The following is a 17,531-nucleotide window of genomic DNA, read 5'->3' as shown; positions in this document are numbered from 1 at the left end:
TAGGTCAGTAGCCCGCCGACGGATCGATCACGGCAGCGAGGTCCTCACCCGCAGCAAATCGAGCAACGTTGGCGGCCACGTGATCTGCCAGGACGCGCGTGAGCGTCGTAGCCGGGTTGGCGACGTGCGGAGTGATGATCGCGTTGGGCAGCTTCCACAACCGGTGTCCGTCCGGCAGCGGCTCGGGATCTGTGACGTCCAGTGCCGCACCGCCGATCGATCCGGCTTCGAGGGCGTCGACCAGCGCATCCGTGTCGACGAGATTTCCGCGGGCGATGTTCACGATCCAGCTCGACTCCGACATCTGGTCCAGTTCCGCCTTGCCGATCAGATGCCGGGTCGCCGACGTCGATGGTGCAGCGATCACGAAGTGGTCTGCCTTGGACCAGATTTCACCGGTGCGATCGGCCGAGAGCGTTTCGACGGCTCCTTCGACGGGGGTCCCCGAGCGGGTGATCGCGATAACCTCGACCTTGGATGCGGCGAGGTACGGGATCAACGCGCGACCGATTCCACCGCAGCCGACGATCGCCACCGTCGAGCCCTGCAGGGTACCCACTCGCGGATCGAATTCTTCTTTACGCCACGACTGTGCCGCCAATTGTTCGGGGAGAGAGCGCACTCCAGCAAGGAGGAGCATCATCGTGTGCTCGGCCACGTTGCCCGCATACGCGCCGGCAGCGGACGTCCAGACCCGCTTGTCGTCGATGACGCCGGCGTCGAACCAGGGCTCGATCCCGGCAAACGGCAACTGCACCCAGCGAACCGAGTCGGGCAGCGACGACGGGAACGTGTCCGGCCCATGCGCCCAGACGACGCCCTCGGCCTCGGCGAGTGGAACGAGCACTCCACCGGCTCGGCGAATCCCGTCGGCAAGGTGCGGATCCTCGACGGGACCGAGATGGATGCGAGGGGCGCTGGTGCCTGTCATGAGAGACGCTTTCTATTCAAGGGAAGTGGCGGTGGGGCGATCCGACGACGGCAGTCATGTCCCCATCACCGTAGAGTATCTCCCGTTCTCTAGCCGTTTGCTTTCGCGATCGAGTCCTTGCCCTCTGCGGCGCCGCCCTTGATGGTGTCGTGCTGGACGGGAACGAACTTCTTCTTCGGTAGCAGGAACAGCCACGTCGCAAACACGAACGGACCGGTTCCCGCCGGCAGACTGATCGGCGCGAAGGCCGAGACCAGGGTGCCGTGAATGACTACCGTCACCAGCACCCCGAAGACCGTATAGGCAAACACACGCCACGACGGGTTGTAGAACACCGACCCCAAGGCGATAGCCGTCAACACCGAACTGAGCCCGTAGAGGCCGTTACCGATGTCGACGGTGTTTGCGCCGAGCGCAAGTACCGAACCGATCGCTACGGCGGAACCGATGAGGGCGAACACCGCCGCCCACCGGGACGCAACGAGCAAGGCGACCACGAAGATGATTCCGGTGATGGTGTTGTTGATCAGAAATATCTGGGAGACGTTGCGAAACAGTGTGTCCCAGAGGAAGCCGAACGTGATGTCGGCGTGAACCGATGAATCCCCGATGTGCTGCGGGAACTGTGCGGCACTGAGGTCCGACGTTTCGATCCGCAGGAACTGGAAGGCGGCCAGAAGGAAGAACCAGTTGACGAGGTTGAACGGAAAGGTCAGCGCCGGCACACCCCAGGTCTTGAAGACGTTGGCAACCGCAAGAAATGCGATAGTGGACGCCGCAGCGCCGACAACCAGGTAAATCCACAGCATCACGCCGCCGGCAAGGAACGTGGGAAATGCTGCGCCGACCAGGATTCCGTTGTATCCGTACAAACCGATGCGCATCGAATCGTCATCCGAATGCAGCAGCATCCCGGTAACCGTGGACACCACCAAACCCACTACCGCGCCGATCGCCACGGTGATCGTGTCGGCGGCTATCGCACCCCAGAAAATACCGATGAGAAACAGCAGTCCGGTCAGGGCATTGCCCTGAAACATCACCTGCCCGGAGCCCTTGAGGTTGGTGTCGATGAATCGCAGCACGACGTTCTTGTCCGCGATATCGTCCCAGGGTTTGGTGATGGTGGTCATCGCACATCCCTCACACTTCTTCTCCCGGCGAACCGCGTCATCCCCAGAGCGGGACGGGCGGAATAGTGGTATCCAGAACCGACTTTCGAACGAGCGACCAGAAATCACGAACCTTGGCTTTGACCGGTTCACTCTCGGGCCCCAGGACCTTGAAGATCAACCCGGCATCGTTCGGTAGTCGGCTCGCACCCGAGAAGACCTTCCCGTCGGGCCCCGGAACAACCTGTTCCAGTATCTCGTCGGCATTCTCTTTCGGAGTGAGCAGAATGACGTTGCCGAAGACGTCGTACTCCCCCATGATTCCCTTGTATCGCACCGGGACACGCTGCGGTTCGATCACCAGTTTCTCGGTGAAGAGATCCGCTCCGTCCGGGCGCCGCGCCTTGATCAGGGTGGAGTACAGGTCGTAGACAAACAGCTCCGTATCGGACCGGGCGCTCCTGTGGTACTTACGGCCAGGCATCACAATTTCCGAAAATAGCAGCGTTGCAGACGGATCCACCGTGACATCGGTGCGTGCGAAGTACCTCGCATTGCGGTGCGGGATAGTCACACCCGGCATCAGTTCGAGATACGAATTCTCAGCCAAGGTCACCTTCTGCAACTGCGACGCATGATTCGCATCCATTTGATGCACCTTGGTTGCCGACTGTGTCGTGACGTGCGCCAAGGATCCGGGTTCCATGTCGATGGTCAGGAACAGCCGATCACCCTGCAACACACTGCCGGACGTCGAGATCATGTAGACGCACGGCATTGCCGGCAACGCTTCGTCCCAGTACAGCGCCTGTTGAACAAGTAAAGGCGTCTTCCGATACATGTCCCGGAGAATCGTCTTGTCGCCGCGATCGACAAAACGCATCTCGAGCACCCCGGTCTTGCCCACCTTGCCGGCCGGGGCTTGCTTCGGCTGATCCTGGTACTGGTCGAGTTCCGGAACGGTCGGGATCGGCCCCGGGAGCGACCGCGAGGCCCCCGAGGCAGCTGGAGCGCTCACTTGGCGCTCGCTCCCACTTCCTCTTCGTCGAAGAGGACACCGTGCACGATGAGGTCCACCACTTCCTTGATTCCCTCTCCGGTCATGCAATTGGTGAAGACAAACGGCTTGTCACCGCGCATTCCCTTCGAGTCTCGATCCATGACACCCAGATCGGCCTTCACGTACGGTGCCAGATCCGTCTTGTTGATGACCAGGATGTCCGACTGCGAGATCCCGGGTCCGTTCTTACGCGGAATCTTATCTCCCGCAGCTACATCGATGACGTAGATGAAATAGTCGACGAGAGCGGGACTGAACGTCAGAGTGAGGTTGTCACCACCACTTTCGATGAACACGATATCCGTGTCCGGGAACGTGCGTTCCATGTCCTCGACCGCCGCGAGGTTCATACTGGGGTCCTCGCGAACGGCGGTATGGGGACACGCACCAGTCTCGACTCCCACGATACGTTCTTCCACGAGAACACCTTTGAGTGCCTTGCGCACATGCTTGGCGTCCTCCGTGGTAACCACGTCGTTGGTGATGATCAGTACACTGGTTCCCCGCTTCACGAATTCAGGCGTAATCGCCTCGATGAGGGCAGTCTTGCCCGAACCCACAGGACCGCCGATTCCGATGCGCGTTGTCTTCTTCATGATTCTCCTTCTAGTTCATGAACATTCGGACATGCGCCTTGACATGAACCGCTGCCAGAATGTCGATCATCGGGGAAAAGTTGGACATGTCATCAAGCCCGTACTCGCGAACGGCCGCATACTCGCCGTCGGCGGTTTGATTCACCTCGAACAGAATCTCCTGCGTGGCAAGGTGATCTACCCGAACGATACGGAGCGCCGCACCGAGCAACGTCATCGCCACACCGTACTGATGAACGGTAAAGGCATCATGCTCCGGAGAACCCATCTCCGCGAAGGCAATTCCGAGACCCGCCGGATACGTGCCGGGGGTTTCTCCAGCCTCGATCGCCGATAGCCACTTGTCGAACAACGTCTCACCGGCGAGTCGGCCGCCGAGCTCCGCCAGTTTCTTACCCATCCGGGTAGTCATCGTTCGGGACTCTTCGTTCAGTTTGCGTTCGATCACGGCATGATCCGCCGCCAGAATCGCCGAGAAATTACCGTCCGACGCACCCCGGTGGGCGGCCAGCACGGCGATACCATCGCAGGTCGCGCCCTGATGCGCGGCCGAGAGAACAAATTCCCGCAACGACGGAGCATCGGTGACAATTCCTTGCGCCACGGCCGATTCCAACCCGTTCGAGAACGAGAAGGAACCGACCGGGAACATCGAATCGGAAAACTGCATCATCCGCATCGCACGGTTGATGCTCAGCTGCGACCCTTCACCCGAGGGGGTCATGGGTATGCCCCTCACCCTCGCGCGCTGCCGCACCGAACAGTCGGCGTGCCTCGTGCGGAGCAATGTAGGGAATGACCTCGGAGCCAGGAATGAAGGTGTACTCGATGCCCTCGAACGCATGGGTGCGCATCACCGAACCCATGACCGCCTTGTCTACCGTCAGCGGAACATAGACCTTCATTCCCTTCACCACTGCCGGCCAATGCTGGTTACCCACAGCGTGACCCAACTCGAGACACGTCTGGATCATCTTCTCCGGTGTCACGTCGAGCAATGCACTGAGGTCGATCTCGAGAACGTCCTTGAGGTTGATCCGCGCGACAACGAGGGTGTTCTCCGGCTCGTCCCACAGCAGAATGTCGCCGTCCTGCAACTGAACACCGCGGTCGAGTGACACCGCCAACTCACGTCCGCCCACGGTCGTGCGTCGCAACCGGCTCTTCTGCGCTTCCCACTGATCGAGTGAAAGTACGTCGATTACTGCCTTCTCGAGTCGACCGGCCCACTCTTCGTCAGTCTCCTTCCCGAGCAGCGCGTCGACTCGAGCAGGCTTGCCTGTCGGCGCCGTCATCTCGCCGTGAGTGTGTGCGATTGTTTCAGACACAGGAGTCCCCTAACTGAAGAAGTAAAGTTGGTTCAGGCGAATGGATTCGGCCGGTTCTACGTACGCGTGAACGCCGTCCGCCGTCACCGCGAAGGTCTCCGGATCGACCTTGATCTCCGGAGTGGCAGAGTTTCGCACGAGGTCGCGTTTGGTCACGGTGCGAGTGCCCTCGACGGCAAGAACTTGACGCTCGAGTCCTAGTCGATCCTTGATGCCGTCATCCAACGCGGCCTGGGACACAAACGACACCGAACTCTCGGGCAGTGCCTTACCGAACCCACCGAACATCGGCCGGTAGATCACCGGCTGCGGGGTCGGTAACGATGCGTTCGGATCTCCCATGGCGTGCCAACTGATCATTCCGTTCTTGATGATCATTTTAGGCTTCGCGCCGAAGAAAGCGGGTTCCCAGAGAACAAGATCCGCCATTTTTCCCGGCGCGATGGAACCAATGACATGGGACAACCCGAATGTCAGGGCCGGGTTGATCGTCGTCTTCGCGACGTACCGTAGGACCCGGAAGTTGTCGTGCGTCTTGGAGTCCTCCGGCAGCTTTCCCCGGGCACGTTTCATGCAGTCAGCTGTCTGGATCGCCCGGAGCCAGTTCTCCCCGACACGGCCCATTGCCTGCGAGTCGCTCGAGAACATCGAGATGACCCCCATGTCCTGCAGCACGTTCTCCGCACCGATCGTCTCCGCGCGAACGCGTGACTCGGCAAACGAAACATCGGACGGCACTTTGGGATTGAGGTTGTGACAAACCATGATCATGTCGAACAACTCGGCTTGCGTGTTGATGCCGTACGGCAACGTCGGGTTGGTCGACGCTGGAAGAACGTTGTCCTCACCGGTCACCCTCAGGATATCCGGTGCATGGCCGCCGCCGGCGCCCTCACTGTGATAGGTGTGAATGGTGCGGCCCTCGAATGCCGCAATGGTGTCTTCGACATAGCCGGCCTCGTTCAACGTATCCGTGTGTATGGCAACCTGAACGTCCATCTCGTCGGCCGCACGCAGCGACGCCCGGATCGCGGCTGGTGTTGCGCCCCAGTCCTCGTGGACCTTCAGTCCCGCGGCACCTGCCTTGATCTGCTCGATCAATGACGGATAGCCGGACGAGTTGCCCTTACCCAACATGGCGATGTTGACGGGAAGACCCTCATTGGCCTTGAGCATCATTTCCATGTTCCAGATACCCGAGGTGATGGTGGTGCCGTTGGTACCGTCCGACGGCCCGATACCGCCGCCGATCAGCGTCGTCACACCACCACTGAGCGCGTGGTACGCCTGCTGAGGAGAAACGAGGTGGACGTGCGGATCAATACCAGCGGCAGTCAGAATCAGCTGCTCACCGGAGATGGCATCCGTTGCCGGTCCCGTCGTGAGTCCCGGCGTCACCCCGTCCATCGTGCTCGAGTTGCCGGCCTTGCCCCACCCGACGATTTTGCCGTCCTTGATACCGACATCGGCTTTGACGACGCCGATCGTGGCGTCGAGGATCACGACGTTGGTGATCACCAGATCGAGTGCGCCATCGCGACTACACGACGCCGGATCCTGGCCCATACCGTCGCGCAGAGTCTTGCCACCGCCGTAGATCGACTCATCACCGATGGTTCGAAGATCTTCCTCGACCTCGATGTACAGGTCCGTGTTGCCGAGCCTGATCTGGTCACCTTTCGTGACACCGAACAGGCCCGAATACTCTTGCCGTGAAATGCTTGTCATGAGTATTGCTCTCCTTCGGCCACCGTGAACGAGGCTCAGTCGGATTGTGGTTCGGACAAGAAGCCGAGCTCATCTGCAAGAGCGACGGCACGGGGCAAGCGCGGGCGATACGCGGCGTGCGTGGGAGCCCAACCGTCCACCAAACTGTTGAATCCGTGGGCGCGCTGCTTGCCGCCGAACGGCACCAACGTCACTTCCTTCTCGTCTCCCGGTTCGAAGCGCACGGCAGTACCGGCCGGGATGTCCAGACGCCAGCCGAACGCCTTCTCACGATCGAAGGACAATGCTCGATTGACCTCCATGAAGTGATAGTGCGATCCCACCTGAATGGGCCGGTCACCCGTATTTCGCACACGCAGCTTCAGACGCGGCCGACCTTCGTTGATCTCGATCGGTTCATCCCGCAGGACGTATCCCCCGACCGGAACCTTCTTCTCGTCGCCGGAATTCTTCTTCGATGATTTTGTTGCCATCTTCGGGTGCTCCTGAGTTGGTCTTTCAGCCTGAGTTCGTTACGGCTACTGGATGGGCGAATGCACGGTGACGAGGCGGCTACCGTCGAGGAAGACCGCCTCGACCTGCACGCGCGGAATCATGTCCGCGACACCGTCCATGACGTCGTCGACGGTCAATGCGTGCGACGCGTCCGCCATGACTTCCTCGAGAGTTTTCCCCTCGCGAGCACCCTCCAATGCAGCCGCCGTGATGACAGCTACCGACTCCGGGTGATTAAGCTTGAGCCCCTTTGCTTTTCGTCGCAGAGCCACGTCAGCCAACATGAGGATGGTCAGCTTGTCGAGTTCTCTCGGTGTCAGATGCATTCCGACAACTCCTTCTCGCTCATACTCTTCACTTCCGTGTGGTCAGCTGGAAAGCTGGTCAGGTTCCGGTACCAGGTGCGCGCGACCCCGACAACGGTTCCGCGGATTGCTGCACAAATCCGCTCCTCCTTCCCAGGGAGTGCCGGTTGATTGCGTCGAGCACGGCTTGGGCGCGCTCGGACGGTACAAGAACTTCGACCCGCAATCGGTCGGTGAAGACGACGTCGTTGCGTTGGCCGCGGAACTTGAGAGAATCCGAATCACTCGCGGACACATGGGCTTCCGAAACCACGATCGACTCCGCTCCCGCAGCCAGCAATGCCTCACGCAACTTCTCCGACTCGATGGTCTGGAGGACCGCAGTGATCAGTTCATGCTTCGGCGCATCGGGATGTGGAGCAAGCTTTTCTCCGTCGGCTACGACTCCCCCGTCGAACCCGGTCGATTGCGGTGCTCCACCTGCTTCGACAAACGCCGGGTTGTAGCGGTAGGCGTCCATGCCTTGCTGACGACGGTCGATGTTCACCTGGTCTTTCGGAGCCAGCTTGAGCCCGATCGTCTTCTCGATTCCCATGGCGATCAACCAGGTCACGACAAACGAGAAGGCGATGACGGTGATCAGAGCCAAAGCCTGCTCACCGAGTAGACCGAGGCCGCCACCGAACAGAAGTCCGTCGCGGCCGATCGGGTTGATCGCCTTCTCTGCAAACAAACCGAGAAGCAGCGATCCGAGGATGCCGCCGACAAAGTGGACGGCGATGACGTCGAGTGCGTCGTCGAACTTGAAAATGGACTTGAGCGCCAATCCGAAGTGGCAGATCAATCCGGCAAGCACACCAATTGCCAAGGCGGAGAACGTACTCACGAAGCCCGCGCAGGGTGTGATGGTCGCCAAACCTCCGACCGCGCCGGTGATTCCACCGATCGCCGTGGCTTTACCCTCGGTGTATCGCTCGATGACCAGCCAGACGACCATGCCGCCGGCAGCGGCAATGTGAGTGTTGATCAAGGCTTGCGCCGCAACACCATCCGCAGCCAGACCGTCGCCGGCGTTGAAACCGAACCAGCCGAACCACAAGATGCCAGCACCGACCAGAGCCAACGGAACGGAGTGAGGAACGGCTTCCGCGTTCGGCCAGCCCGGGCGTTTGCCGACAACCAACAAGATCGCGAGTGCTGCGGCGCCCGCCGACGCGTGGACGACGATTCCGCCGGCCCAGTCCTGCGCCCCACGGAGCGCCAACCAGCCTTCAGGATTGAAGAGCCAGTGGGCGATCGGGGGATAGACGATGATCGACCACAGAACAAGGAGAACAGCCCACCCCAACGGCTTGAGACGGTTTGCCGTGGCACCGGTGATCAAAGCAGGCGTGATGATCGCGAACATCATCTGATAGGCGACAAACGCCAAGGTCGGGACTGCAACAGCCCCCTCGATCAAGTGGAATCCCGGCGCGGCTGCGGTGTGAATGTCCTGCAAGCCGAAGAGTTTCAAGTCGCCGAGGAAGCCGGATCCCCAGTCGCCGCTGAACGCAAAGCTGTAGCCGAAGACAACCCAGGTGATGGACACCAAGCCGAGCGGAACCAGGTTCTGCTGCAACATCACCAGCGCGTTACTGCCGCGCACCAATCCAGCGTAGAAGAACGCGAGACCTGGAACCATAAAGAGGACAAGCCCTGCGGAAATGAGCACCCAGGCCGTGTCACCACTATTTATAACGGGTTCGGCGAGCATCGGTAAAACCACCTCCGAGTAATAAGACCGTAATAGGTCTCGATTTTTCTCGTTACGCGTACGAACGACGGTGCGCGGTTAACACCGACAGCGAATATCCAACCGAAGGCGCCGGTGCCATGGTTGCACATTTCGTACCGAATGGTGGGGTTGCTCTGCTCTGCCAACTTAGGGAGAGTTCCTGAATTCGGAGTCGAAACAGTAACGGACAGAACTTATTTCATTCTTTCGGTCACCGAACAATAACAATAGTCAGTCAGCACAGTTACGGCGCGACACCGCATCGCGGCGCTTCTCTAACATGCTTTCGATTGCAAAACATCGAAGTGGAAATAAAAGTTGCCCAAGTCCACGTCAATACCTATCCGAATGGTCAGGTAATTACGCGAATTAGTGGCCTAACTGTTCAGTTGAACATCCACAAATCCGCGATTCATTCTTGAATATCCCCGCAAGGTTGCGTACTGCAACAAATAGATTGAACCGTGTCTCTGCAGCTGGCGACAAAAAAGTCCCCCACCTGCGCAAGCAGGTGAGGGACTGTTGGCGGAAGCGGAGGGATTTGAACCCCCGGTGGGTTTAACGCCACGCTCGCTTTCAAGGCGAGTGCATTCGGCCGCTCTGCCACGCTTCCGTGGGCGATACTATCCGGTGCACTCGCGAACTGTGAAAACGGCTCCCCGTTACTCAGCGATCGCCGATGGCCGCGTCAACCTTCGAGAAGACGTCTGCCAGCACTTCCAGTTCATTGGGCGTCAACAAATCCACGAGATTTTTGCGCACGCCGGCGACGTGGGTGGGTGCGGCAGCAGCGAGGCGTCGTCGGCCCTCGTCGGTGATCTGCGCAAGCACGCCACGCCCGTCCTCGGCGCAGGTAGTGCGCTCGACTATGCCCTGAGACTCCATGCGACGGATCTGGTGCGTGAGGCGGCTACGAGAGGACAGGACACCGTCTGCCAAGTCACTCATCCGAGTTGAACCGTCCGGGGCTTCCGACAACATCACGAGGATGCGGTAATCCGCCAACGAGAGATCATGCGAATCCTGCAGCTCCCGGTTCAAGACCTCCATGAGCCGCTGATTGCCGTCCATGTAGCCGCGCCAGGCACGCATCTCGGCAGGCGTCAGCCACGGAGTCTCTTGCTGCGCGGGCAGCATTTCCTGCTGCGAAGGCAGCATTTCCTGCTGCGAAGGCGACGTTTCCGCCGGTACGCTGGACGGCTCCCGGAGTACGGGTGCCTCGTCGGTTGTAGTGTCAGTTGTCACGGCTCCCCAGTTTAGACCTGCATACGCCACATTCAGTCTTCTTCACAGGCCTGAAGTCCTGAAGCGGCCAAGGGCGCTAATGTCCGGAAGTGGCCACCAATAGGGACCTGTCGATTTCCCCCACCGACGACACCCCAGCCAGTCCCATCGTGAGATCGAAATCGGCGAGCAGGCTCCGCAAAGCATGGCGGACGCCGTCCGCTCCGGCCAATCCCAAGCCGTATACCCACGGCCGCCCGTACAAAACCGCCTTTGCTCCGAGCGCCAGCGCGATGATCACGTCCGCACCACACCGAATACCCGAATCCATCAGGATGTCAGCTTCGTGTCCGACGGCCGACGCTATGGGCCCCAACGCGTCCAACGCGGATATCGCCCCGTCCACCTGACGACCACCGTGGTTGCTCACGATGATTCCGTCGGCACCGGCCGCAACCGCGGCGCGAGCGTCGTCGGGATGGACAATTCCCTTGACCGCGATCGGAAGTGACGTCCACTGGCGAAGTTTCGCAATATCTGCCATCCGAACGGCGTGATTGCCGAACAGCGACACCCACGTCAGAACCGCAATCTGCAGTGCCTCCGCACTTTCCTCGGGCGGTGTCGCCAACTTTGCACGGAAGACCGGATCGGACAGATAGTTCGCGATGCCTTTCGCCCGCAGGAACGGCAAGTGCCCCAGTTCCAGATCCCTTGGACGCCAACCCATGCCGGGCGTATCGGCCGTCACCACGATGGCCTTCGCTCCCGCGATGTCAGCACGGCGGACAAGCGATTCGGCAAGCTCGTCGTCCGCCGGCCAGTACAACTGGTACCACCAGTTATCTCCCGACACCGCGCCGACATCTTCGATGGTCGACGAGGCCGCAGTCGACAAAACCGAGCCGATACCCAATTCCGACGTGACCGAACCGACCGCAACCTCTGCGTCGTCGTGTACCAAGCCGAGTACTCCGACCGGCGCGGTCAAAATCGGCGCAGCCAAACGCGTACCGAGCACCTCGACGCTCAGATCACGGGCATCGGGGGCGGCGGCACCTCGAAACATGCGTGGCACTATCGCGTGCTTCTCGAACGCCCGGAGGTTCGATGCTGCGGTGCGTTCGGTCGAAGCGCTGCCCGCGATATATCCGAAGGCTTCGGGTGAGAGTTGCTCACGCGCGGCAGCTTCCAGCCCAGCCGCTGTCATGGGCAGCGACGGAACGGTGCCGCCCAGGCCGCTCAGGTAGATCTCGTTCTGCATGTTCCCGAAGTAAGTCACGACAGCGACGGTAGCGCCAAACCCTCCTATTGCGGGGCGATTCGCTAGCGTCGTATCCATGTACGCCATCACTATCGACCAGCCCGGCGGCCCCGAGGTCATGACCTGGGCGCAGCAGCCCGATCCGAAAGTGCCTCGCGGGCATGTTCTGGTCGACGTCGCCGCGACCGCCGTCAACCGAGCCGACCTCCTGCAACGCCAAGGTTTCTACCCGCCGCCAGCCGGCACGAGTGACGTCCTCGGACTCGAATGCTCCGGCGTCGTCAGCCAGCTCGGCGAAGGTGTCACCGGATGGGCCGTCGGCGACGAAGTGTGCGCACTGCTTGCCGGTGGCGGATATGCCGAGAAGGTCGCAGTACCTGCGACACAACTCCTTCCGGTACCCGAGGGAGTGGATCTGCGAGTCGCTGCTTCCTTGCCGGAAGTCGCCTGCACGGTCTGGTCCAACGTGGTCATGCGCGCCGGACTGCGCCGCGGACACACTCTGCTGATCCACGGGGGCGGCGGCGGAATCGGAACTCACGCCATCCAGGTCGGCAAAGCTCTCGGTGCGCGAGTTGCCGTGACCGCCGGCTCGGAGGAAAAACTGGCGCGCTGCCGTGAGCTGGGTGCGGACATCACGATCAACTACCGCGAACAGGACTTTGTCGCCGCTCTCGCCGAAGCCACCGACGGACACGGCGCGGACATCATTCTCGACAACATGGGAGCGTCGTACCTGGGCCGGAACGTGGACGCCCTCGCGGCGGACGGGCACATCGTCGTCATCGGGATGCAGGGCGGACGCAAGGGCGAAGTCGACATCGGCAAGTTGTTGGGGAAACGCGGAAGCATCACCGCGACGGGCCTACGTGGGCGTCCGATAACGGGGCCAGGCGGAAAAGCCGAAATCGTGGCCGACGTTCGAGCCAAACTGTGGCCGTTGATCGCCGACGGTTCCGTCCAACCGGTCGTTTCCATTGAGCTTCCGATCGCCGAAGCACCGTTAGCTCACCAATTGCTGGATTCGCCCGAAACGGTAGGCAAGGTCATCCTCACCGTGAAGTGACGTAACAGGTACGAGATCAGCCGAGCGTGCCGAGTTCGGCAACAAGTTGGTTGATCTCGTATCGCGTCGTATACGGCGCCAACCCGATCGTGACTGCGCCACCCTCGTCGTTGACACCCAACGCGTCGAGGAGGCGTGAATTGCCGTGAGTGCCGCTCATGACCGCAATCCGCTTGTCTGCGAGATGCGCTGCCACCTTGTCGGCAGCCGTACCGTCGAGCGTGAAGCTGACCGTCGGAACCCGCGTCGGGGCATGCCCGATGACCATGACATTCGACAGCGCGGACAGGGACCGCAGCAGGTGCTCGAAAAGGCCGTCTTGATAGTTCTGCAGTGAACTGATCGACGTTTCGAGGCGCTCGCGGCGACTGCCAGTGGCCGATTCATCGAGGCCTGCGAGGAAATCGATCGACGCGGTGAGCCCGGACAGCAGCGCGAACTGATGCCCACCCACTTCGAGACGTTCGGCACCACGCGCGTACGGGTTGAGCGAGACGGCGGGGATACGGTCGAGCAGGCCGGGATCGCGGAACACCAGGGCACCAACCTGCGGACCACCCCAGGACGGCGCACTGACCGCGATGATGTCTGCGCCGAGTTCGGCCATATCCAAATGCGCGTAGGGAGCAGCACCAACAGCGTCGACGACCATGAGGCCGCCGAATTCGTGCAGCCGATCCGCCGCAGCACGCACATTGGGCGCCGAACCCACGATCGGCGAAGCCGCAGTCAAAGCTACAAGTCGCGTCGTGGAGGTAATAAGCTCGTTGAACTGCCAACTAGGTAGTTCGCACGTCTCGATTTCAACTTCCGCCCAACGCACCTGTGCGCCGTACCGACCGGCGACGCGCAGCCAGGGCGCCACATTTGCTTCTTCGTCGAGCCGGGAGAGCACCAGGCCGGTACCGAGGCCCAGTCGCGAACTCAGAGACTCCGCCAGCCAGGCCAGCAGGACCGCCCGGTCCGAGCCCAGGACAACACCCGCCGGATCACCTCCGACGAGATCTGCAACGGCGGAACGAGCACTGTCCAGGATTGCCGCGCTACGACGGTTCGAGACGTGCCGACCGGACGACGACGACGCGGCTGCCCGGAATGCGGTGGACACTGTCCGAGAGACTGCGTCGGGAATCTGCATACCCGCCTGCGGGTCGAGGTGGATCCAGCCGTCACCGAGTGAGGGAATCAATCCCCGAACGCGGGCAACGTCGTAAGCCATGCTCGACACTCTAGGGGCATGCGGCTCTGTAGTCGAAGGCAGACACCGAAATACCCGTCAGTACAGTTACTTTTCGGTTACCTTTTCGGGGTTAAGTGCAGTTTGCCGCCCTGACACGACAAGATGGAGCTATGAACAAGCCAGAGGAAGAACGGATACTGGTCATCGGCCCCGACGGCGCGGAGACAAACGGCGCGGAGACGAACACCGATCGGCAAGACGCCAGGGAGCCCGAAGGCGAATCGATCGCCGACATGGTCGAGCAGCCGGCCAAGGTCATGCGAATCGGCACGATGATCAAACAGCTCCTCGAGGAAGTGCGCGCCGCACCGCTCGACGACGCCAGCCGAGTACGGCTCAAGGAAATCCACCGATCCTCGATCCGTGAACTCGAGCAGGGCCTCGCACCGGAACTCCGCGAAGAACTCGAACGGTTGACACTGCCCTTCACCGACGATTCCGTTCCGACCGACGCAGAACTGCGGATCGCACAGGCACAGCTGGTCGGATGGCTGGAAGGCCTCTTCCACGGCATTCAGACAGCACTGTTCGCCCAGCAGATGGCGGCACGTGCCCAGCTCGAACAAATGCGTCAAGGTGCACTACCTCCGGGCATGAGCATCGGCGTCCCGCACACACCGGGGAACCCCGGGCACCCCGATCAACAGTCCCCCGGCACCGGCCAATATCTGTAACTCCGGCCACCACAACACCCGAGGAAAAGTTCGCACTGCACCGGGGCCGGTAGGCTCGACCTCCGTGTCAGCATCCGCAACCGAATCCGAGACGTCGGAGCAACCTGTGCCCGTGTCCGACTCCCAGACCTTCCATCGCGCTTTCAAAGACCTGCGCGATGGACTACGGCAGCGCGAGTTGTGGCTGAGCCTCGGTTGGCAGGACATCAAGCAGCGGTACCGCCGGTCAGTGATCGGCCCCTTCTGGATCACCATCGCCACCGGTGTCCAGGCCGCGGCGATGGGCCTCCTGTACTCCGCTCTGCTGAACATCCCGCTCAAGGAGTTCCTGCCGTACGTCACGGTCGGGTTGATCGTCTGGAACCTGATCAGCGCCAGCATCCTCGAGGGCTCCGAAGTCTTCATTTCCAACGAGGGCCTGATCAAGCAGCTGCCGTCGGCGCTGAGCGTGCACGTGTATCGCCTGGTGTGGCGTCAAGTGCTGTTCTTTGCGCACAACTTCGCGATCTACATAGTCCTCCTGTTCGCGTTCAGCATCTGGCAGAACATGAGCTGGACGGCGCTCGCGGCAATACCCGCATTCGTGCTGATCGTGGCGAACACACTGTGGGTATCGATCGTGTTCGGCATCTTCTCCACGCGGTACCGCGACATCGCACCCATCCTCGGCAGCCTCACCCTGCTGCTGTTCGTGCTGACACCGATCATGTGGACGACGCAGGCTCTCAAAGATCAGGGCGGGCAAGCCGCAGACCGAGTGAAGCTTGCCGAACTCAACCCGCTGTACCACTACCTCGAGATCATCCGAGCACCACTTATCGGAGCCGATCAGCAGGCATACCACTGGTACATCGTCATCGCCCTCACCGTTGTCGGCTGGGCCGTCGCGCTCCTGGCACTCCGCAAGTACCGGGCACGCGTGCCCTACTGGGTCTAGAGGAAAAACACATGAGTCAGCCAGTCAGCATCCACACGCAGAACGCGTGCGTCGACTTCCCGATCTTCGACGCCAAATCCCGCTCGCTCAAGAAAGCTTTCCTCGGTAAGGCCGGCGGATCCATCGGCCGCAACGACTCCGATGTTGTTGTCGTCGAAGCTCTCCGCGACATCACGATGACCCTCAAAGAAGGCGACCGCATCGGACTGGTCGGCCATAACGGCGCAGGCAAGTCCACCCTGCTGCGACTCCTCTCCGGGATCTACGAACCGACCCGCGGAACAGCCACCATCCGTGGCCGCGTCGCGCCGGTCTTCGATCTCGGGGTCGGGATGGACCCCGAGATTTCCGGCTACGAGAACATCATCATCCGCGGCCTTTTCCTCGGTCAGACCCGCAAGCAGATGCTCGCGAAAATGGATGAGATCGCCGAATTCACCGAACTCGGCGAGTACCTCTCGATGCCACTGCGCACCTACTCCACCGGCATGCGCGTGCGCGTCGCCATGGGTGTTGTCACCAGCATCGACCCGGAAATTCTGCTCCTCGACGAAGGCATCGGCGCCGTCGACGCGGAATTCATGAAAAAGGCCCGCGTACGGCTGCAGAAACTGGTCGAACGCTCCGGCATCCTGGTCTTTGCAAGCCACTCCAACGAGTTCCTCGCCCAACTGTGCAACAGCGCGATGTGGATCGACCACGGCCAGATCCGCATGCATGGTGACATCGAAGACGTCGTCCGTGCCTACGAGGGCGACGACGCCGCCGAACATGTCCGCCACGTGATCAGAGACATGGAACGGGAGACGCCCGCGTGAGCACACCCGAGAAGATCATCGGGGTCGTCGTCACACACAAGCGTCGTGAACTGCTGGCCGAATCGCTGAAGGTGCTCAGCACGCAGACCCGGCCGCTCGATCACCTCGTTGTCGTCGACAACGCCGACGAAGACGCGGTGCGCGAACTGGTCGAAGGCGCTTCCCTGCCCACCAGCTACATCGGTTCGAAGCACAACCTCGGCGGTGCCGGAGGATTTGCCCTTGGCATTCTGTATGCATTGTCACTCGGCGCAGACCGGGTTTGGCTCGCCGACGACGACGGTCGCCCCGAGGGACCCGAAGTGCTCGAAACACTGCTCGCGTGCGCGCTCCGACACGACCTTGCCGAGGTCTCTCCCGTCGTCTGCGACATCGACGATCCCGACCGCCTGGCGTTCCCCCTGCGCCGCGGCACCTCGTGGCGTCGGTTGCGTAGCGAACTCGACACCTCCGAACTCGGCGACGAGGACCTCCTGCCGGGGATCGCATCCCTCTTCAACGGCGCACTGTTCACCGCCGACGCCATAGACGCCGTCGGTGTTCCGGATCTTCGGTTGTTCGTCCGCGGCGACGAAGTGGAAGTACACCGTCGACTCGTACGATCCGGCCTGAAATTCGGCACGTGCCTGAAGACCGCCTACGTACATCCCAACGGCGCCGAGGAATTCAAGCCGATTCTCGGCGGGCGGATGCACACGCAATACCCGGACAACGATACGAAGCGCTTCTTCACCTACCGCAACCGTGGGTACATCCTTGCACAGCCCGGAATGCGCAAACTGCTTCCGCAGGAATGGATTCGGTTCGGCTGGTACTTCCTGATCACGCGGCGCGATCCCGCAGGTCTACGAGAATGGATGCGACTGCGCAAACTCGGCCGAGAAGAGAAGTTCGAGCGCCCGAGTTAATTTAATTCGGTTGCACCGCTCTGCCACCGTCTGAGACGATTCTGCACCGACGCATGGTGCGTCCTGAG

The 17,531-nt window shown here is 61.1% G+C and carries 18 protein-coding genes and 1 tRNA gene; 5 read left to right on the top strand and 14 right to left on the bottom strand.

What is annotated here, in order from left to right:
- Nucleotides 1-4: 4 nt before the first annotated feature.
- From CJ178_RS22045 to CJ178_RS21985, 13 genes are all read right to left on the bottom strand, one after another.
- On the bottom strand, nucleotides 5-931 hold the full coding sequence (locus tag CJ178_RS22045) for a D-isomer specific 2-hydroxyacid dehydrogenase family protein (RefSeq protein ID WP_095887669.1): 927 nt from the start codon (nucleotides 929-931) through the stop codon (nucleotides 5-7).
- A gap of 89 nt (nucleotides 932-1,020) precedes the next feature.
- Entirely contained in the window at nucleotides 1,021-2,064 is a 1,044-nt protein-coding gene (gene yut / locus CJ178_RS22040) for an urea transporter (protein ID WP_095887668.1), read from the bottom strand.
- A 37-nt stretch (nucleotides 2,065-2,101) separates the two neighbouring features.
- Complete coding sequence (locus CJ178_RS22035) at nucleotides 2,102-3,061, bottom strand: urease accessory protein UreD (RefSeq protein WP_095887667.1); 960 nt, start codon at nucleotides 3,059-3,061, stop codon at nucleotides 2,102-2,104.
- Nucleotides 3,058-3,699, bottom strand: coding sequence for an urease accessory protein UreG (gene ureG / locus CJ178_RS22030; RefSeq protein WP_033235122.1), 642 nt, complete (start codon nucleotides 3,697-3,699; stop codon nucleotides 3,058-3,060). Before ureG ends, CJ178_RS22035 begins: the two co-directional genes overlap by 4 nt.
- Before the next feature lie 10 nt (nucleotides 3,700-3,709).
- A complete protein-coding gene (locus CJ178_RS22025; protein ID WP_095887666.1) occupies nucleotides 3,710-4,423 on the bottom strand; it encodes an urease accessory protein UreF in 714 nt (237 codons plus the stop codon).
- Nucleotides 4,407-5,027, bottom strand: coding sequence for an urease accessory protein UreE (gene ureE, locus CJ178_RS22020; protein ID WP_257013310.1), 621 nt, complete (start codon nucleotides 5,025-5,027; stop codon nucleotides 4,407-4,409). Before ureE ends, CJ178_RS22025 begins: the two co-directional genes overlap by 17 nt.
- Before the next feature lie 9 nt (nucleotides 5,028-5,036).
- The gene (locus CJ178_RS22015) at nucleotides 5,037-6,755 is read right to left on the bottom strand and encodes an urease subunit alpha (RefSeq protein WP_033235125.1); all 1,719 of its coding nucleotides are present in this window, start codon (nucleotides 6,753-6,755) and stop codon (nucleotides 5,037-5,039) included.
- Nucleotides 6,756-6,790: 35 nt separating this feature from the next.
- Nucleotides 6,791-7,228, bottom strand: a complete 438-nt coding sequence (locus CJ178_RS22010) for an urease subunit beta (RefSeq protein WP_033235126.1) — start codon at nucleotides 7,226-7,228, stop codon at nucleotides 6,791-6,793.
- A 45-nt stretch (nucleotides 7,229-7,273) separates the two neighbouring features.
- Nucleotides 7,274-7,576 (bottom strand): urease subunit gamma, encoded by a 303-nt coding sequence (locus CJ178_RS22005; RefSeq protein ID WP_033235127.1) that lies wholly within the window; start codon nucleotides 7,574-7,576, stop codon nucleotides 7,274-7,276.
- Nucleotides 7,577-7,634: 58 nt separating this feature from the next.
- On the bottom strand, nucleotides 7,635-9,311 hold the full coding sequence (gene amt, locus CJ178_RS22000; RefSeq protein ID WP_257013309.1) for an ammonium transporter: 1,677 nt from the start codon (nucleotides 9,309-9,311) through the stop codon (nucleotides 7,635-7,637).
- Between the two features lie 544 nt (nucleotides 9,312-9,855).
- A tRNA-Ser gene (locus CJ178_RS21995) sits at nucleotides 9,856-9,945 on the bottom strand.
- A 53-nt stretch (nucleotides 9,946-9,998) separates the two neighbouring features.
- A complete protein-coding gene (locus CJ178_RS21990; protein ID WP_033235227.1) occupies nucleotides 9,999-10,469 on the bottom strand; it encodes a MarR family winged helix-turn-helix transcriptional regulator in 471 nt (156 codons plus the stop codon).
- Between the two features lie 184 nt (nucleotides 10,470-10,653).
- Nucleotides 10,654-11,898, bottom strand: a complete 1,245-nt coding sequence (locus CJ178_RS21985) for an alpha-hydroxy-acid oxidizing protein (protein WP_095887663.1) — start codon at nucleotides 11,896-11,898, stop codon at nucleotides 10,654-10,656.
- Here CJ178_RS21985 and CJ178_RS21980 point away from each other — a divergent pair.
- Nucleotides 11,897-12,886, top strand: coding sequence for an NAD(P)H-quinone oxidoreductase (locus tag CJ178_RS21980; protein ID WP_095887662.1), 990 nt, complete (start codon nucleotides 11,897-11,899; stop codon nucleotides 12,884-12,886). The genes CJ178_RS21985 and CJ178_RS21980 overlap by 2 nt on opposite strands.
- Before the next feature lie 16 nt (nucleotides 12,887-12,902).
- Here the strand turns inward: CJ178_RS21980 and CJ178_RS21975 are convergent, their stop codons facing one another.
- Nucleotides 12,903-14,105, bottom strand: coding sequence for a cysteine desulfurase-like protein (locus CJ178_RS21975; RefSeq protein WP_033235130.1), 1,203 nt, complete (start codon nucleotides 14,103-14,105; stop codon nucleotides 12,903-12,905).
- A gap of 131 nt (nucleotides 14,106-14,236) precedes the next feature.
- Here CJ178_RS21975 and CJ178_RS21970 point away from each other — a divergent pair, with 131 nt between their 5' ends.
- The 4 genes from CJ178_RS21970 (at nucleotide 14,237) to glfT1 (ending at nucleotide 17,463) form a co-directional block, all read left to right on the top strand.
- A complete protein-coding gene (locus tag CJ178_RS21970; RefSeq protein ID WP_033235131.1) occupies nucleotides 14,237-14,800 on the top strand; it encodes a bacterial proteasome activator family protein in 564 nt (187 codons plus the stop codon).
- Nucleotides 14,801-14,864: 64 nt separating this feature from the next.
- Nucleotides 14,865-15,737 carry a galactan export ABC transporter permease subunit Wzm/RfbD gene (gene wzm, locus CJ178_RS21965; protein WP_095887661.1) on the top strand — a complete coding sequence of 291 codons (873 nt, stop codon included), beginning with the start codon at nucleotides 14,865-14,867 and terminating at the stop codon, nucleotides 15,735-15,737.
- A gap of 11 nt (nucleotides 15,738-15,748) precedes the next feature.
- On the top strand, nucleotides 15,749-16,555 hold the full coding sequence (gene wzt / locus CJ178_RS21960) for a galactan export ABC transporter ATP-binding subunit Wzt/RfbE (protein WP_033235133.1): 807 nt from the start codon (nucleotides 15,749-15,751) through the stop codon (nucleotides 16,553-16,555).
- Nucleotides 16,552-17,463 (top strand): galactofuranosyltransferase GlfT1, encoded by a 912-nt coding sequence (gene glfT1 / locus CJ178_RS21955; RefSeq protein ID WP_095887660.1) that lies wholly within the window; start codon nucleotides 16,552-16,554, stop codon nucleotides 17,461-17,463. The genes wzt and glfT1 overlap by 4 nt, the downstream gene beginning before the upstream one ends.
- Nucleotides 17,464-17,531: the final 68 nt, after the last annotated feature.

This window comes from Rhodococcus sp. ACPA4, assembly GCF_002300185.1.
Lineage (GTDB): Bacteria > Actinomycetota > Actinomycetes > Mycobacteriales > Mycobacteriaceae > Rhodococcus_F > Rhodococcus_F globerula.
Note: the sequence above shows the minus strand (reverse complement) of the source record. Positions and strands in the feature narration are given on the sequence as shown.

Excerpts from the sequence above, each read along its gene's own strand:
- CJ178_RS22045 (WP_095887669.1), bottom strand. The coding sequence starts at position 931 with ATGACAGGCACCAGCGCCCCTCGCATCCATCTCGGTCCCGTCGAGGAT.
- yut (WP_095887668.1), bottom strand. The coding sequence starts at position 2,064 with ATGACCACCATCACCAAACCCTGGGACGATATCGCGGACAAGAACGTC.
- ureG (WP_033235122.1), bottom strand. The coding sequence starts at position 3,699 with ATGAAGAAGACAACGCGCATCGGAATCGGCGGTCCTGTGGGTTCGGGC.
- CJ178_RS22025 (WP_095887666.1), bottom strand. The coding sequence starts at position 4,423 with ATGACCCCCTCGGGTGAAGGGTCGCAGCTGAGCATCAACCGTGCGATG.
- CJ178_RS22015 (WP_033235125.1), bottom strand. The coding sequence starts at position 6,755 with ATGACAAGCATTTCACGGCAAGAGTATTCGGGCCTGTTCGGTGTCACG.
- CJ178_RS22010 (WP_033235126.1), bottom strand. The coding sequence starts at position 7,228 with ATGGCAACAAAATCATCGAAGAAGAATTCCGGCGACGAGAAGAAGGTT.
- CJ178_RS22005 (WP_033235127.1), bottom strand. The coding sequence starts at position 7,576 with ATGCATCTGACACCGAGAGAACTCGACAAGCTGACCATCCTCATGTTG.
- amt (WP_257013309.1), bottom strand. The coding sequence starts at position 9,311 with ATGCTCGCCGAACCCGTTATAAATAGTGGTGACACGGCCTGGGTGCTC.
- CJ178_RS21990 (WP_033235227.1), bottom strand. The coding sequence starts at position 10,469 with ATGCTGCCCGCGCAGCAAGAGACTCCGTGGCTGACGCCTGCCGAGATG.
- CJ178_RS21980 (WP_095887662.1), top strand. The coding sequence starts at position 11,897 with ATGTACGCCATCACTATCGACCAGCCCGGCGGCCCCGAGGTCATGACC.
- CJ178_RS21985 (WP_095887663.1), bottom strand. The coding sequence starts at position 11,898 with ATGGATACGACGCTAGCGAATCGCCCCGCAATAGGAGGGTTTGGCGCT.
- CJ178_RS21975 (WP_033235130.1), bottom strand. The coding sequence starts at position 14,105 with ATGGCTTACGACGTTGCCCGCGTTCGGGGATTGATTCCCTCACTCGGT.
- CJ178_RS21970 (WP_033235131.1), top strand. The coding sequence starts at position 14,237 with ATGAACAAGCCAGAGGAAGAACGGATACTGGTCATCGGCCCCGACGGC.
- wzt (WP_033235133.1), top strand. The coding sequence starts at position 15,749 with ATGAGTCAGCCAGTCAGCATCCACACGCAGAACGCGTGCGTCGACTTC.